Raw genomic sequence first — 15,808 nt, forward strand, 5'->3', positions numbered from 1 at the left:
CATGGCAGGCCTCCTTCTGAAGAATTGCGCGGCAGTCATTGTCGACGAGGGCAAGGGTCCGACCGTCCATCGCAACGTCGATCTCCTGACGAACGGCCCGGCGATCCAGGCAATTGGCGAAAATCTCGGGGCAGATGAGCTGCCCGCCGGCACGATCACGCAGGACGCCACCGGCTGGTTCGTCTATCCCGGGCTCGTCAATACGCACCACCATTTCTTCCAGTGCTTCGTGCGTAACCGCGCAGACCTCGACTGGACGAAGCTGTCGGTCATCGAATGGCTAGACCGCATCTATCCGATCTTTTCGCAACTCAACGAGGAATGCTTTTACCACTCCTCGGTCACGGCCATGGCCGAGATGATCAAGCATGGCTGCACAACGGCCTTTGACCACCAGTATAATTTTCCCCGGCATGCCGGAAAGCGGCTGATCGACCGCCAGTTCGAGGCGGCCGATCTCTTCGGCATGCGCTTCCATGCTGGACGCGGCGGCAACACGCTGCCGAAGTCGGAAGGCTCCACTATCCCGGACGCCATGCTGGAGACGACCGACGAGTTCATTGCCGATTGTGCCCGCCTCATCGACACCTATCACGACAAGAGCCCCTTCAGCATGCGGCAGGTCGTCGTCGCGCCCTGCCAGCCGGTCAACTGCTACCGCGAGACCTTCGTGGAATCGGTGGCGCTGGCGCGTGACCGCGGCGTGCAGATGCACACGCACGTGGGCGAAGGTGAAAGCCCGGTCATTCAGGCCCGTCATGGCATGCGCACGGTGGACTACTGCGAGGAGCTCGGCTTTGCCGGCCCCGATGCCTTCTACGCCCATTGCTGGGAGCTGACCCATGACGAGCTGCGGACGATGGCTGCAAGCGGCACCGGTGTCTCCCACTGCCCGGAGCCGGTCTATCTGGTCGGCGCCGAGGTCACGGATATTCCGGCGATGTCGGCCTTCGGCCTGCGCGTCGGTCTCGGCTGCGACGGAGCGGCGTCGAACGACAATTCGAACCTGATGCACTGCATCCACTCCGCCTACATGCTGCAGTGCCTGACCGCATCGTCGCGCGCTCATCCCGTCCCGCCCCCGGTCGACTTCCTGAGCTATGCCACGACCGGCGGCGCAAGCCTTCTCGGCCGCCGCGACATCGGCCGGCTCGCCCCCGGCATGGCCGCCGACTTTTTTGCGATCGACACGCAGCGCATGGACTACGTCGGCACGCGACATGATCCGCTGAGCCTGATTGCCAAGGTGGGCATCGGCATGCCGACCGACATGACCATGATCAATGGCCGCATCGTCTGGCAGAAGGGCGAGTTCGTCGGGCTCGACGAGGCCAAGCTGTTTGCCGATGCCGAGGCTGCACTCGCCACCGTGGAATTTTAAAAAACCAAAAGAGGGAACTGACATCATGACCAAACTGACCCGCAGAAACCTGATGAAGGCTGCTGCCGCCACCGGCCTCGCCGGCACACTCGGCAGCCGCCTTGCCCTCGCGGCCGATGAGCCGCTCGGCATCACGCTCGTGCTTCCGTCGCCCGTCGGCGACGTCGGCTGGGGCCACGCGCTTGCCGCCGGCCTCGAACCGGTCAAGGCCGCTTACGGCGACAAGGTGAAGGTGACCGTTCTGGAGAACATCGCGGAAGGTCCGGATGCCGACCGCATCATGAACAAGACGATCGCCGACGGGAGCAAGTTCCTGATCGCCGGTTCCTTCGGCTACCAGAACGGCGCCCTGCAGATCGCCCGCCGCGATCCGAGCGTCACTGTGTTGCATGCCTCCGGCTTCCAGGTGGCTCCGAACTTCTCGCCCTTCGCAGCCAAGTATTTCCAGGGCACCTACCTGCTCGGCATGGCTGCCGCCGCGCTCTCCAAGACCGGCAAGCTCGGCTCGGTCTCCGCCTTCGCGATTCCCGAGCTGATCACCTCCATCAACGCCTTTACGCTGGGCGCGCAGACGGTAAAGCCCGACATCGAGGTGTCGGTCGTCTGGGTGAACTCCTGGTTCGACCCGGCCAAGGAGCAGGAAGCCGCGAAGGCCCTGATCGCCCAGAACTGCGACGTGATCTTCTCCAACGCGCAGGACACGCCGTCTGTCATCGCGGCCTGCGAGGAAGCGGGCGTCTATGCCTTCAACCTCAACTCGTCGATGAAGAAATACGCCCCGAAAACCTATCTCGGCTGCGTCGCGACGGACTGGTCGCCCTTCTTCAAGGCGTCGGTCGACGCCCATTTCGCCGGCTCGTTCAAGGGCGCCAATACCTTCCTCGGTGTCACCGACAAGGTCGTCGAAGTGGTTGACTGGAACCCGGACATTCCGGCTGACATGATGACGAAGATCAAGCAGATCGAGGCGAAGATCGCAGATGGCAGCTTCTCGCCGTTCACCGGGCCGATCACCAAGGCCGACGGCAGCGAAGGGGTGGCCGCCGGTGCGACGCTCGCCGATGGCGAGATCGTCGCGATGGATTGGCACGTCAAGGGCGTCGCCACGCCGCTGCCGAAGTAATCCATGACCAACCCGCTCCTGTCGCTCCGCGGCATTTCGAAAAGCTACGGCCAGATCCATGCCAATCAGGGTATTGACCTGGACGTGGCCCCGCAGTCGATCCATGCGATCCTCGGAGAAAACGGGGCGGGCAAGTCGACCTTGATGAAGCTGATCTACGGCGTCGAGCAGCCCGACGACGGAACCGCCATCTGGGAAGGCGAGCCTCTCAGCCTTGCCTCCCCCGCGGAGGCAAGGCGCAAGGGGATCGGCATGGTCTTCCAGCACTTCTCGCTTTTCGAGACCCTGACGGTCGTGGAGAACATTCACCTGGTCGTCAAAGGCGGCAAAGCCGACCTCACCGAACGCATCCGCACGCTTGGTCGCGACTTCGGCCTCGAAGTCGATCCGCTCGCCCATGTACACGCCCTTTCCGTCGGCGAGAGGCAGCGGGTGGAGATCATCCGATGCCTGATGACCAATCCAAAGTTGCTGATCCTTGACGAACCGACCTCGGTGCTGCCACCGCAATCGGTGGACAAGCTCTTCGACACCTTGCGCCGCCTGCGCGACGGTGGAGTTGCCATCCTGTTCATCTCCCACAAGCTGGAGGAAATTCGGGCGATCTGCGATCACGCGACGATCCTGCGCGGCGGGCGCGTCACCGGCAATGTGGACCCGCGCGACCACGATGCCCACGACCTTGCCCGCATGATGATCGGCCGCGACATGCCGGAGCCCATGCCGGCGCTTCCCCTGTCTGGCGGTGAAAAGCGGCTCGAGATCATCGGCCTCGACCATCAGCCCGCTGATCCCTTTGCCGTCCCGCTCTCCAACATCAGCCTGGCTGTGCGCGCCGGCGAAATCCTCGGGATCGCCGGGATTTCGGGCAACGGGCAAAGCGAGCTTGCCTCTCTGATCTCCGGCGAGGCGGTGCTGCCGCGAGAGCAGCGCGACCGGATCTATATGATGGGAAAGGACGTGGGCACGCTCGATGCCGCTGCCCGCCGGCAGCTTGGCTTTGCCTTCGTTCCCGAAGACCGGCTCGGACGCGGCGCGGTCCCCGAAATGTCGCTTGTCCTCAACAGCTTGCTGACGGCGCACCAGCTCAACCTTCTACGGCACGGTCTTGTCGACAGGGCAAGTGCGCGGGCGTTCGCCAATGAGTGCATCCGCCAATACGATGTCCGCACGCCCGGCCCCGACGCGGAAGCCGGCGCGCTCTCCGGCGGCAATTTGCAGAAGTTCATCGTCGGCCGTGAGATCATGCTGTCTCCAAAACTTCTGTTCGCGGCGCAGCCGACCTGGGGCGTGGATATCGGCGCCGCAACCGCCATTCGCAGGCGCCTGATCACGCTGCGCAATGAAGGCATGGCCATCCTCGTGATTTCCGAGGAGCTCGAGGAACTTTTCGAACTCTGCGATTCCATCCAGGTGCTGCACCACGGCAGGCTGAGCCCGCCACTCGCCACGCGCGACACGCGACCCGAGGAGATCGGCCGGTATATGATCGGCGCACATTCGTCCCCCGAAAAGGCTCTCGCATGAGCGCTTTGCCCGCGACCTTCCTTCCCACCCTTGTCCGCCGAGAGCGCGCCTCGCTGGCTGCAACCCTGCTTGCGCCGCCCGTCGCGCTGGCGGTGGCCACTATTCTCAATCTCGGGCTTTACGTGCTGATGGGCCGCGATCCGGTCGCCGTCGTCTACGCGATGCTTCTCGAGCCCTTCCTTTCCTGGGCGTCGTTCTCGGAGGTGCTGCTGAAGGCCGGTCCTCTCCTCCTCATCGCGCAGGGCCTGGCGATCGGCTTTCGCGCCAAGGTCTTCAACATCGGTGCCGAGGGCCAGTTCATTCTCGGCGCAATATTCGCCTCCGCCATCCCGGTATGGTTTCCGCAGGCAACGGGCCAGTGGATCTGGCCCCTGATGCTGCTGCTTGGCGCCATCGGTGGCGCCCTGTGGGCTTCGCTGACCGCCTTCTGGCGCGTCAGGCTCAATGCGAACGAAATCCTCGTTTCCCTGATGCTGAGCCTCGTTGCCGCACAGCTCCTCAACTACCTGCTGCTCGGTCCCTGGAAGGACCCGAACGGCTTCAACTTTCCCCAATCCGTGATGTTCCAATATGACGCGATGGTGCCTATCCTGATCTCCGGCACTCGTGTCAATGTCTCGCTGCCCCTGACGCTCGCCCTGTCGATGGCGGCGTGGGTCTTCATGCAGAAGAGCTTCATCGGCTACAAGCTGCAGGTCGGTGGGCTTGCGCCGCGCGCTGCCGGCTATGCCGGTTTCAACGAAGCGTGGGCGATCTGGCTTTCCCTCCTCATCGGCGGCTGCGCGGCCGGCCTGGCCGGCGCAGCCGAGGTTGCCGGTCCCCTCGGCCAATTGCAGCGCTCGATTTCAACCGGTTACGGCTATGCCGCGATCATCGTCGCCTATCTCGGTGGCCTGCACCCGATCGGCATCGTTTTCTCGGCACTGTTCATGGCCATCCTCTACATTGGGGGGGACAATGCCATGGTATCGGCAAACTTGCCGATCGCCGCGGTCCGCGTCTTCCAGGGCAGCCTCCTGCTTGCCTACCTCATCGCCGCGGCCTTCGTGCGGTATCGTCTCGAATGGCCCCGTGCCGCCTACCGGAGCCAACCATGAACGCCATCGAGTTCATTCTTGCCGGCATGCTCGCGGCGGCGACGCCATTTCTCCTTGCGGCCCTCGGCGAACTGGTGGCCGAGCGCGCCGGAGTTCTCAACCTCGGGGTGGAGGGATTGATGGCGTTTGGCGCAGTGCTCGCCTTCATCATCGTCTATCACGGCGGGGGGCACTTTCTGGGTTTCCTCGCTGCGGGCCTCGGCAGCGCCGCCCTTTCGCTGATTTTCGCCATTGTGGCGTTGGGATTTCGGGCGAACCAGGTGGCGACAGGCCTTGCGATCGGCATCCTCGGCCAGGGTCTCTCGGCGCTTTTCGGCAAGACCTATGAAAGCCTGACGGTCAAGGGGCTTCCAAAGCTTGCAATTCCAGGGCTTTCCGAAATCCCGGTCGTCGGCGGCCTCTTCGTCCAGGATATCGTCGTGTGGCTTTCCCTCGTCGCGACCTTGGCAATCTGGACAATGTTTGCCTACACGAAGGTTGGTCTCGTCGTCCGGGCCGTCGGCGAGAACCCCAAGGCTGCGCACGCCATCGGCTATTCGGTCATCTCAGTCCGCGTCTTAGCCATCGCATTCGGCGGAGCGATGGCCGGTTTTGCCGGCGCCTATGCAGCAGTAGTCTACACACCGCTCTGGGCCGACGGGATGATCGCCGGGCGTGGCTGGATCGCCATCGCACTCGTCGTCTTCGGCACATGGCTTACCGGCCGGATCTTCCTCGGGGCCTGCCTCTTCGGCGCCGTCTCCCTGATGGGGCTTGCAGCCCAGGCGACCGGGCTGGACGTTCCCTCACAACTGCTTTCTAGCCTGCCCTATCTCGTCACCATCATTGTGCTCGGCATCATTTCTGCCGACCGCCGCCTGCTCAAGCTGAACGGTGTCGCCTCGCTCGGTGAACCCTTCGAACGCTAGGTGGGATGATCGCAACGAGATCCAATGGAAAACCCTGTCAGTGACGGCGGCCCGTCGTAGCAGTCTCCTGGAGACCATCGCTTGTCCGCCGATATCTGCGCCAATAGGCTGACGGCAAACACGCGCATTTATCGCCTCACTGTCATATCTGCGTCATCCGTCTCATGGACGTTACAGACATTGCGGGCGGGCTCGGTGTGTTGTTGCCCCGCCCTGACCCGTATTCAGCCGCGGCTGATCGTCCTCGCCGCGCTCGGCTGCGTGCTACTGCAAATCGCTGCGATGATCTTTCATCTGTCACGCGGTGAAGCTCCAGCCGTACCGCTCAACATCATCCTGCTTGCTCTTTCTGTGTTCATCCTGTGGGGCCGCGGCAAGAGGGCGCCCATCTCGCCGCGCGGATAAAGGGCGCTCCCCGTGCGGGAGCATTCTCCCGTTCAATGCATGATCGCAACTATTCCTCGGTATTTCCGAAAACGAAAAAACCGGGGTGGATTTTAAACACCCCGGCCAACTCACTTCTGGGTTTTTCGTTCGTTCTTAGGTCTTCTTGCGCCCCTTCTGTCGATAGACGTCGACGACGACGGCGGCGATGATGATGAGGCCCTTGACGATTTCCTGGTAGTAGGCGTCGACGCGCAGGAAGGTGAAGCCGGAGGTCATGACGCCGAGGATCACCGTTCCGATCACCGTGCCGGTGATGCGGCCGACGCCGCCGGTCAGCGAGGTGCCGCCGATGACGGTGGCGGCGATCGCATCGAGTTCGTACATCACGCCCATGCCGGCCTGCGCCGTCTGGGCGCGGGCCGCCGTCACGACGCCGGCCAGCCCCGCCAGCATGCCGGCGATCGCATAGACCTTGATCAGATGCGCCTCGACATTGATGCCCGAGACCCGGGCCGCCTGGACGTTGGCGCCGATCGCATAGGTGAACTTGCCGTAGCGGGTATAGCGCAGGGCGATGTGGAAGATCAGCGCGACGACAAGGAAGACGACGACCGGCCAGATACCGGTGCCGATGAAGTTGAACTGGTCGGTGAGGCCCGACACCGGCTGGCCCTTGGTGTACCACTTCGACAGGCCGCGGGCCGAGACCATCATACCGAGCGTGGCGATGAAGGGCGGGATCTTGGTGCGGGCGATCAACTGGCCATTGATGACGCCGGCCAACAGGCCGATGCCGAGGCCAAGGCCGATCGGCACGATCGCCGGCAGGTCGGTCAGCGACGGATACAGCGCCCGCGGCCAGGTCGAGGCCTGCGCGACGCTGGCGGCGATCATCGCCGTCATGCCGACCACCGAGCCGGAGGACAGATCGATGCCGCCGGTGATGATCACCTGGGTGACGCCGACGGCGATGATGCCGATCACCGCCACCTGCAGGATCATGATCGTCAGGCGCTGTGGGTTCATCAGGAAGCTCTGGCCGACGAAGATCCAGCCGAGCACCTCGTAGACCAGCGCGATGCCGATCAGCACCAGGAAAATGTTGAATTCCGGCGGGATGCGCCGTCTGGATTTGGCAAGCGGCGGGCTCGTGCCCTGTGCGGCGACATTGGTATCCATTAGTCTTTCCTCCCTGTGGTTGACGTTTCGTGGCCTTCAGCGTGCGGCGAGTTCCATCACCTTGATCTGGCTGGCTTCGGCCCGATTAAGGAACCCGGTGACCCGGCCTTCGTGCATGACCATGATGCGGTCGCTCATGCCGAGCACCTCGGGCATTTCCGACGAGATCATGATGACGGCGACGCCGTCGCGGGCCAGCTCCGTCACCAGCCGGTGGATTTCCGCCTTGGCGCCGACGTCGATGCCGCGGGTCGGCTCGTCAAGGATCAGGATGCGCGGATTGGTCAGCAGCCAGCGGCCGATCAGCGCCTTCTGCTGGTTGCCGCCGGAGAGGTTCTCGATGCGCTCCTCAAGGTTCGGCGTCTTCACCCGCAGCTTGCGGGCCATCTCCTCGCATTGCGCCGAGACGCCCTTCTCGTCGACAAAGCCCATCGTCACGAACTTGTCCTGCAGCACGGCGATCTGCATGTTTTCCAGAATGTTGAGGATCAAAAGGCAGCCGGTGTCCTTGCGGTCCTCGGTCAGGAACGCCATGCGGTGTTTGATCGCTTGCGTCGGCGAGGCGATCGCCACCGGCTTGCCGTTGATCCGGACCGAGCCGGAGGTGGCCGGCGTCACGCCGAACAGCGTTTCGGCGACATTCGAGCGGCCGGAACCGACCAGACCGGCAACACCGAGGATTTCGCCGGCGCGCACCTCGAACGAGACATCGTGGAAGACATCCTTCAGGCACAGGTCCTTGACCGACAAGACGACGTCGCCGATCGGCACCTCCTCCTTCGGGAACATCTGGGTGATCTCGCGGCCGACCATCATGCGGATGATGTCGTCGCGCGTCACATCGCTCGAGGCATGCGTGCCGATATACTTGCCGTCGCGGAACACCGAGAACTCGTCGGCGATCTCGAACAGCTCGTTCATCTTGTGGGTGATGTAGACGATGCCGATGCCCTGGCTGCGCAGGTCGCGGATGATCTCAAACAGATGCGCGACCTCGCGCTCGGTCAGCGCCGAGGTCGGCTCGTCCATGATCAGAACGTCGGACTCGTACGACACCGCCTTGGCGATCTCGACCATCTGGCGGTTGGCGATCGACAGGTCGCGCACCTCGGACTGCGGATCGAGCGCGATGTTCAGCCGCGTAAACAGCGCCGCCGTCATCCGGTTCATCTCGCGGTGATCGACGAAGCCGAGACGGGTCAACGGTTCGCGGCGGATCCAGATGTTTTCCGCGACCGTCATGAACGGCATCAGGTTGAGCTCCTGATGGATCATCGCGATGCCGTTTTCCAGCGCATCCAGCGGCGATTTCAGCTGGATGTCGACGCCCTTGAACCTCACCTCGCCCCGGTCGGGCGTGTAGATGCCGGCGAGAATCTTCATCAGCGTCGATTTGCCGGCGCCATTCTCGCCCATCAGCGCATGCACCGTGCCGCGCTTCAGCCGGAACGACACATCGTCGAGCGCCACCACGCCCGGAAACTCCTTGCGCACGCCTTCAACGGCAAGCAGATATTCCGCATTCGGCACCGCCCCACTCGCACGCACCGCCGCCATCGTTGTCGGACTGACTGTCATTTTATTGCCTCCCTATGTTGTGATAAGGGCCGACCCCGCACTCGCGATCGGCAAACGTGGCTTTCTCCGCCATTCAGCAGAAGCGGAATCTGGAGCTGCGGCACTTGCTCCTCGACAATTGCCTGCGAACTCCTCTTCGCATTCCATCAATGCTCAACGCTATTGTATTGATTGCGTTTTAATGATCGGCGCCCTCCCCCCGTTTATCAGCAGACCATTCACTCTCTTCCCGACAAGCAAACAGCCGGGACGTAAGCGGTCCGCACTTTCGCAGCGGCCGCCTCCCGCTTCGCTGGGCGCCCCGGATGGCAACGACGATGCGCTCCGAGTGGAGGCTATGCTGGGAAATCTATCGAGCCGATGTTCATCTAAGCCGAAGTCGGCGACCTTCGACGAAACCGAGACGCCTCCCTCAATCACTCTTAGCGAGTGCAGCCTGTTCCTGCGGTCGGGGACGGGCTTCTCCTCGGGAGCGAGCCAGAAGAGAAAGAGTACCGCACCAAAATATCCGATCTGGAGCAGTATTGCGGAAATCAGAGATGCAACGAGCGTGGCCCGGATGGAGTGTGTGGCCAGATACGTTCCAACCGAAACGATGCACAAGACGAGTGTCATCCTGCAAAGCAGTATTCGAAATTTTTGCATACAGGCCTCCTCCCCGCCGCCCTGCTAGCAGTTACGCTAATGGCCGACTCAATGGAATGTACGTTCCAGTCTACAGATTTATGGAATGGATTACACTAAAATACTGATTGTTTTCAATCACTTACGGCTTTTTCGTGCGCTGAGTGGTACGAAAATTCCAATTACGGGAATGACGGAATGAATATTAGGCGAGCTTACATGTTCCCGCGAGTGTAGATCCTGAAGGGTAAGCTGGTCTTGAGTTGCAAGCTTGACCACGACCCCTCCACCCCCAAGCGCTCAAGAACGATCTTAAACGCGAGCCGAGCCTGATTTTCAGGATCTTGGTCGATGGCGAGTGCAGTATGTACAATGATATCGCCACTGCCTGTATCGAGTGCCAGATGCAGCTTTCGCCATCCCCTGCGGGACTTGGCGCCCTTGTCGTCAAGGTATCGGACCGCGCCATTGATCTTCAGGCCGGTACTGTTGACCACCACATGAAGTGGACCGCCCGACACAGGCTGACGATCATCATTATGTCCGCAGACGGTTTCCAGGTCCGTGCCCGTCGCTCAGTGTCGTGTGATCGGGCGCGGGCAGATCCAATCCCATCAGCGCAAGCACCGAACCGAGCAATCCTTCGGTCTGGCGCAGCCGCAGTCCGAACCTCATGCCGAGGGTCGGCGCAGTCTCAATTGCCAACTCGGAGTAACGTGGCTGGCCGCCTGGTGTCTTTCTCCGCAGGGCCTGCCATCCGACCAGCGCCTCCGGCGAGATCCACAGGGCAAGGCTGCCGCGCTGGCGAAGACCCGCCTCGCCAGCTCGTCACCTTGAACTTCGTCTTGCCTCTGCGATGTCGGCGACTGGCATTATGTTTGTGCGGCATGCTCGAGATCACAATATGGTTGCGGTCTCAAATGCTTACGTCCAACCATTGAATGATCCGTGCACCAACGCCTCAGTTGGCGCCTTTGTACTGAGTGATATTCGCGTGCGTTACGAGTTCAAACGGTACGTAGACTTTCTTCTCCACGGTTTCTCCGCGACGCAGTTTCAAGGCGGCATCCACCGAGCCCTGGCCTTGTGCAGCAGCGTTTTGGAACACTGTCACGTCCAGATCGCCCGCTTCCATTGCCGCAAGCGCGTCAGCAGTAGCGTCAATGCCGGCGACCACGACTTTCGACTTGTCAATGCCCACAGCTTTCATAGCCTGGATCGCACCGATGGCCATTTCGTCATTGTTCGCAATGACCGCATCGAACTCAACACCAGCAGAAAGCCAATTCGCCATAAGGTCTACGGCCTGGGTGCGTTGCCAATTTGCCGACTGCTCTTCGACGATAGACATGAATTTGCAGCCGTCGGTAGCAATGACATCTTTTATGTCTTTTGTCCGAATGCGCGCAGCCTGATGCTGTAGCTCACCCATAATCACGAGGACTTTTGCGCCGTCACCCTTGCCCATCTCTTTGAGCTGCCGACATGTGTCCTGCGTTTGCAACGTACCTGATTCTACTTCGTTCGACGCGACGAACGCCTGCTTGTCCGGAAGGTTATCGACGTTGGCCGGTTCGTAATTCACATACACCAGCGGAACTCCTGCTTTGGAAGCAGCTTCCGACATGGCGATGGTGGCATCGGTATCGACCGCATTCACGATGATCGCGTCCGCGCCAGATGCGATAAAGTTCTGAACTTGACTGAGCTGTCGCGACATATCTCCTTGAGCATCCTCAATCTGAAGCGTCACTCCGTCGAGACCGACCGCATATTTGGTCATCCCCTCGCGCAAGACCGTCAGGAAGTTGTCGTCAAACTTCGAGATGGATACGCCGATGGTTTCAGCGTGTACCGTAGCGGCCATCAGAGCCATGACGGCAGCTGTCAATCCAATTCTTTTCATCTCTGCTCCTCCATTTTAGCGGTGTCCGATCACACCGAACAATCCCAACTCTCCACAGGCCGGCCCGCGTGGGCTGCACCGGAAAATTCAAAAAATAATCTGAGATGAAATCACTCACGGCATAATACAAATTAGATCACGTGATATGCCGTTAATGACAGCCAGAATGTCAGCCTTTTGGCTCCACTCGGGTGGTTACCTCCCAAACACCTTGGTCCTCCTCGGGACATCCGCGTCATACCAAGCTTACAATCAAGCGAGAAGTTTTAACTTCAGCCGTGGAACAAAATGTGTCACATTGCGTCATATCACCGTGACACAAATGTTAGGATTTTCTGTGCGTCGCGCAACCATCGCCGATCTTTCAAAAGTCTCCGGAGTCAGTACATCGACCATCAATCGGCTTCTGGGCGGCAGGGCGAAAGTCCGCCCTGAGACAATCCAGCGGGTAAGGAACGCAGCCGAAGAGATCGGTTTCTATGGGCTGGGAACACTGCTCGAACGGGAGAAAGACGCTCTGCCGCATTATCGGCTCGGGGTCTTGCTCCAGCAATCCAATCGACAAATCTATCAGCTTTTCGGGTCGAGCATCGTCGACGCAGCGCGCATGCGGAAGGATGCCCGGATCGAGACCACGGTCAATTTCGTCGATGAATTATCACCGGACTCGATTTCTAAGGCACTCTTCCGCCTAGGCGAGCGCGTCAATGCGATTGCTGTCGTTTGTGCTGATCATCCGCAGATAAGCCAGACGATCAATGTGCTGCGTGAACGCGGCGTGCCAACGATAGCCTACATCACCGATCTTTCGGCCCCCAACCGGGCAGGCTACGTCGGCACAGACAATTGGAAACTGGGGCGCACGGCCGCGTATATTGTCGCCAACATGGTGAAGCGCCAAGGAAAAATCGCGACTTTCATCGGCAACCATCGGTATCAGTGCCAAGACATATCAGATGCAAGTTTCCGATCGTACGTGCGTGAACACGCGCGTCACATGACGGTGATGGATGCATTTATGACCAATGAGGAATCCGATGTCGCCTATGACCTCGTTCGTGACTTGTTCGCAAAAGAACATGATCTGGTGGGACTCTATGTCATCGGCGGTGGGATCTCAGGCGTGCTGCGGGCAATTCGGGAGCTGCCGGAAGAACACAGGTCCGAGATTCGCGTCGTCTGCAGGGATGTCGGAACCGCCACGCGTACGGGATTAAACGAAGGGTTGATCACTGCTGCCTTATGCCATCCGTTGGGGCGCACGTCGAACGAGCTTATCAACACGATGATTGAGGCTATCGGGCAGGACAAGAATGCCGCGATCATTCAACGCACAGTGCCCTTCGAAATCCTCACGCCTGAAAACGTTTAGCGACGTTTGGAATTGCGCCGGTGTTGTTTCATCCGATCACACCGAAGCAAACTGGATCGGCTCCGGTTCGTCGCACAGCGCAGCGGCAAAAGGCGCTCTTCTCGCCTTGATGCCGCAGAATGATCAGCCGATATAGCTACCTACGTCAAGACATGCGTTGTTCGTCGAGAGTTGGTTCCGTACCCATGGTCTGAGCCCGTTTGGACTTGGCGAAGAAACACTGGTCGTCGTAGACCACAAGGCCACAGACATCACGCGGCTTGTGCTTGATCAGCCGCCATCCCGATGCAATCACGACCCTTGGTCTTGGCGTCGTACAGCGCCTGGTCCGCAGCCTCTATCAACGCGGCAGGAGCGCCAAATGTTGATGCAGTCGACATGCTTGCCACTCCGATGCTGACCGTCACGATCGACTGGCTGCTCGCTCTGTGCGGTATTGCGCGCCCATGCAACAACGCGCGCAGCCCCTCGGCAAGGCGCACTGCACCATCCCCGTCCGTTCCTGGGAGTAAGATTGCGAATTCTTCACCACCGAAGCGGGCAACGAGGTCGGAGGGCCGTCTGATGATCGATCGGAGAGTCTCGCCGATCGCCTTGAGGCAATTGTCTCCCTCTTGGTGACCATATGTATCGTTGAATGCCTTGAAGTGATCGACATCACAGAGCAGCAGACTAAGAGGCGAGCCGTTGCGACACGCCCGCGCGAACTCCTCTGAAATAGCCTGATCGAAAACTCTGCGATTTGCGATGCCGGTCAATGAGTCGGTGTAAGCCAGTCCTTTCATCTCCACTGCAAACTGTTTCAGTTCCTCCTCCGAACGCTTCATGGACGTGATGTCGGAAACGACCACCAGCGCGGATCCGTCTGAAGCTAGACGCGTTCGCAGACTGAGCCAGCGTCCGTCAAACAAAGGTATCTCGGTGTCCCGCGTAGCAAACAGCTGGGCCGCCGATTCCTGGATCCATTCTTCGCTGACGTCCGGGCCGACATCGGTCCTTTCCGCGTTGCGCACCACCGCGCGAACAATATCTGTGATGTGAGCGCCGGGCTGCCTGGCATAAGCCGAGCGAGGAAATGCGGCACGGTACTGGTCGTTGCAGAACACCAGCCTGCCCTCGGGATTGAACATGGCAAGCCCGTCCGACATTTCTCTCATAGCTTGTGAAAGCACGTTCCGGCTATCAAGGGCTTCCTGTACCAAGCGCTTTTTCTCGGTTACGTCACGGGTCACGCCCGCGAGCCCGATCAATGCGCCCTGACGATTTCGCAACGGCACCTTTGACGTCAGGAACCAGCGCTCTTGACCATCCTCTTCGTGAAAGGGTTCTTCGAAGTCTACCAGCGGCTGTCCGCTCGACATAATCGCCTGCTCGCGATCGAAAAAGGTTTGAGCCATTTCGCAGGGGTAGAGATCGAAGTCCGTGAGGCCAACCATCTCAGACGACTTCGTGCGGCCATGTTGATGCGCGACATTCAGATTGGTGACGACGAACTCACTCTTCTGGTTTTTGATATAGTGGAAGTCGGGAGCCTGTGTCAGCGCAGCCCGCAAGATGTCGCGTTCGATGGTGAAGGCGTGGAAGTAGGTAATGACGGAAGCTGCCAACAAGGTCGCGACGAACTTCACGGCGGTCATGACAAGACCGAGTGTTGCGATGTAGGAGCCACTGCTCTGGTAGGAAATGCTCATCGCCAATGAGACCGCTGCGACGGTGAGCGCCGAGGCCACTATTTTCTCGGCGGCGACCTGCCGCCGCCGAAGCAAAAAACGGACGCACAGGCCCAGCAGCGACACGAGTGCGATCGAGATCAAACCCGGCTCAAGCCCAGCGCCCCCCATGTAGATCCGACAGCTCAGAGTGAGGGTCCCCGTCACAACGGTGGCCAAGGGACCACCATAGACCGCCGATATCGCGAGCAGCGTTGAGCGAAGATCAAGATAGTAACCGCTATCGACCTCTACCGACAGCACCATGGAAAGCAGCGCTGCCAGCCCCATCATCAAGCCGAAACCAAGCTGGGCCTGCACTTCCGAAAGACGGTAGAATCGGTAGTGCAGATGCATCCAAACAGAAATGAGGAGCGAGACAGCGGCAACGTTGCCGGTCAGAAGTTGCCAGGCCATTACGAATTCCTTAGAATTTTAAGGAATTTATCGTGGATTCATTGAAGAATTCTAAAGTCTCACGCCACATCGCCGACGGCACGGCGAGGTCTGGAACGCCGCGCGCTGCGAGTGGGAGTGGGAGTGGCGGCAGATCTCACATCGGCTCCGACGTCGATCATTCGATCTATCCGTGCGTGTACGAATCGTGCGTGACCGCCTGTCCTGGTTCCGAGTTTTAGCGCATCGCGCTTGAGCAGTTTAATCCGTATTCTAATACAAAACCGCACCGCCCGCCGCCACCCCCGAACGACCGATAATGCCGGTCTATCGATTGTTTGTTCTCACTTTAAAAGCAGGTCCAAATACCGTTCGAAGTGGAATTATGATGCCACAGCAGCGATTTGGATATCGTAAAAACCGCCCGCCCTGCCCCTGCTGCTCGCTTGTGCCGGCGCGATAGATGATTGCGGCAACGCTCGCGCCGCCGGCATCGACGGGCACTAGAGTGGGCGCGCCTTTGCGGAAAGTGCTCGATCTCGCAAATTCCAGATTGAAGGGGTGTTCGTACGGCGCGGGTGGTGTCCTTGGTCGCGTCTTGGATTTCCCGACCGGGGTCTC

The 15,808-nt window shown here is 60.2% G+C and carries 10 protein-coding genes and 2 pseudogenes; 7 read left to right on the forward strand and 5 right to left on the reverse strand.

The features are described 5' to 3' along the window. Nucleotide 1: 1 nt before the first annotated feature. From WI754_RS19165 to WI754_RS19190, 6 genes and pseudogenes are all read left to right on the forward strand, one after another. Nucleotides 2-1,381, forward strand: a complete 1,380-nt coding sequence (locus WI754_RS19165) for an amidohydrolase (protein ID WP_349435026.1) — start codon at nt 2-4, stop codon at nt 1,379-1,381. Between the two features lie 25 nt (nt 1,382-1,406). Beyond that, nucleotides 1,407-2,504, forward strand: coding sequence for a BMP family ABC transporter substrate-binding protein (locus WI754_RS19170; RefSeq protein ID WP_349435027.1), 1,098 nt, complete (start codon nt 1,407-1,409; stop codon nt 2,502-2,504). A gap of 3 nt (nt 2,505-2,507) precedes the next feature. Beyond that, a complete protein-coding gene (locus WI754_RS19175) occupies nt 2,508-4,031 on the forward strand; it encodes an ABC transporter ATP-binding protein (RefSeq protein ID WP_349435028.1) in 1,524 nt (507 codons plus the stop codon). Next, nucleotides 4,028-5,128, forward strand: coding sequence for an ABC transporter permease (locus WI754_RS19180; RefSeq protein ID WP_349435029.1), 1,101 nt, complete (start codon nt 4,028-4,030; stop codon nt 5,126-5,128). Before WI754_RS19175 ends, WI754_RS19180 begins: the two co-directional genes overlap by 4 nt. Next, nucleotides 5,125-6,036: an ABC transporter permease gene (locus WI754_RS19185; protein ID WP_349435030.1), complete on the forward strand. Its 912-nt coding sequence runs from the start codon at nt 5,125-5,127 to the stop codon at nt 6,034-6,036. Before WI754_RS19180 ends, WI754_RS19185 begins: the two co-directional genes overlap by 4 nt. A 155-nt stretch (nt 6,037-6,191) precedes the next feature. Next, nucleotides 6,192-6,441: pseudogene (locus WI754_RS19190) on the forward strand (DoxX family protein); the annotation flags it as partial. A 135-nt stretch (nt 6,442-6,576) separates the two neighbouring features. Here the strand turns inward: WI754_RS19190 and WI754_RS19195 are convergent. The 4 genes and pseudogenes from WI754_RS19195 to WI754_RS19210 form a co-directional block, all read right to left on the reverse strand. Further along, nucleotides 6,577-7,602 carry an ABC transporter permease gene (locus WI754_RS19195; RefSeq protein WP_349435031.1) on the reverse strand — a complete coding sequence of 342 codons (1,026 nt, stop codon included), beginning with the start codon at nt 7,600-7,602 and terminating at the stop codon, nt 6,577-6,579. Nucleotides 7,603-7,638: 36 nt separating this feature from the next. Further along, entirely contained in the window at nt 7,639-9,180 is a 1,542-nt protein-coding gene (locus WI754_RS19200) for a sugar ABC transporter ATP-binding protein (protein WP_349435032.1), read from the reverse strand. Between the two features lie 986 nt (nt 9,181-10,166). Further along, nucleotides 10,167-10,693 (reverse strand): annotated as a pseudogene (locus tag WI754_RS19205) (transposase); the annotation flags it as partial. A gap of 72 nt (nt 10,694-10,765) precedes the next feature. Beyond that, entirely contained in the window at nt 10,766-11,710 is a 945-nt protein-coding gene (locus WI754_RS19210; protein ID WP_349435033.1) for a sugar ABC transporter substrate-binding protein, read from the reverse strand. Nucleotides 11,711-12,047: 337 nt separating this feature from the next. Between WI754_RS19210 and WI754_RS19215 the strand changes: the two genes are divergently transcribed. Then, nucleotides 12,048-13,082 carry a LacI family DNA-binding transcriptional regulator gene (locus WI754_RS19215; RefSeq protein WP_349435034.1) on the forward strand — a complete coding sequence of 345 codons (1,035 nt, stop codon included), beginning with the start codon at nt 12,048-12,050 and terminating at the stop codon, nt 13,080-13,082. Nucleotides 13,083-13,333: 251 nt separating this feature from the next. On the opposite strand, the gene WI754_RS19220 is transcribed toward WI754_RS19215, so the two are convergent. Further along, on the reverse strand, nt 13,334-15,208 hold the full coding sequence (locus tag WI754_RS19220) for a diguanylate cyclase (RefSeq protein ID WP_349435035.1): 1,875 nt from the start codon (nt 15,206-15,208) through the stop codon (nt 13,334-13,336). Between the last annotated feature and the right edge of the window lie 600 nt (nt 15,209-15,808).

Origin of the sequence: Pararhizobium sp. A13, assembly GCF_040126305.1 — a bacterium.
Classification (GTDB): Bacteria; Pseudomonadota; Alphaproteobacteria; order Rhizobiales; family Rhizobiaceae; genus Pararhizobium.

What these genes read in the sequence shown, in the direction of transcription:
- WI754_RS19165 (WP_349435026.1), top strand. Translation starts at nt 2, where the DNA reads ATGGCAGGCCTCCTTCTGAAGAATTGCGCGGCAGTCATTGTCGACGAG.
- WI754_RS19170 (WP_349435027.1), top strand. Translation starts at nt 1,407, where the DNA reads ATGACCAAACTGACCCGCAGAAACCTGATGAAGGCTGCTGCCGCCACC.
- WI754_RS19175 (WP_349435028.1), top strand. Translation starts at nt 2,508, where the DNA reads ATGACCAACCCGCTCCTGTCGCTCCGCGGCATTTCGAAAAGCTACGGC.
- WI754_RS19180 (WP_349435029.1), top strand. Translation starts at nt 4,028, where the DNA reads ATGAGCGCTTTGCCCGCGACCTTCCTTCCCACCCTTGTCCGCCGAGAG.
- WI754_RS19185 (WP_349435030.1), top strand. Translation starts at nt 5,125, where the DNA reads ATGAACGCCATCGAGTTCATTCTTGCCGGCATGCTCGCGGCGGCGACG.
- WI754_RS19195 (WP_349435031.1), bottom strand. Translation starts at nt 7,602, where the DNA reads ATGGATACCAATGTCGCCGCACAGGGCACGAGCCCGCCGCTTGCCAAA.
- WI754_RS19200 (WP_349435032.1), bottom strand. Translation starts at nt 9,180, where the DNA reads ATGACAGTCAGTCCGACAACGATGGCGGCGGTGCGTGCGAGTGGGGCG.
- WI754_RS19210 (WP_349435033.1), bottom strand. Translation starts at nt 11,710, where the DNA reads ATGAAAAGAATTGGATTGACAGCTGCCGTCATGGCTCTGATGGCCGCT.
- WI754_RS19220 (WP_349435035.1), bottom strand. Translation starts at nt 15,208, where the DNA reads ATGGCCTGGCAACTTCTGACCGGCAACGTTGCCGCTGTCTCGCTCCTC.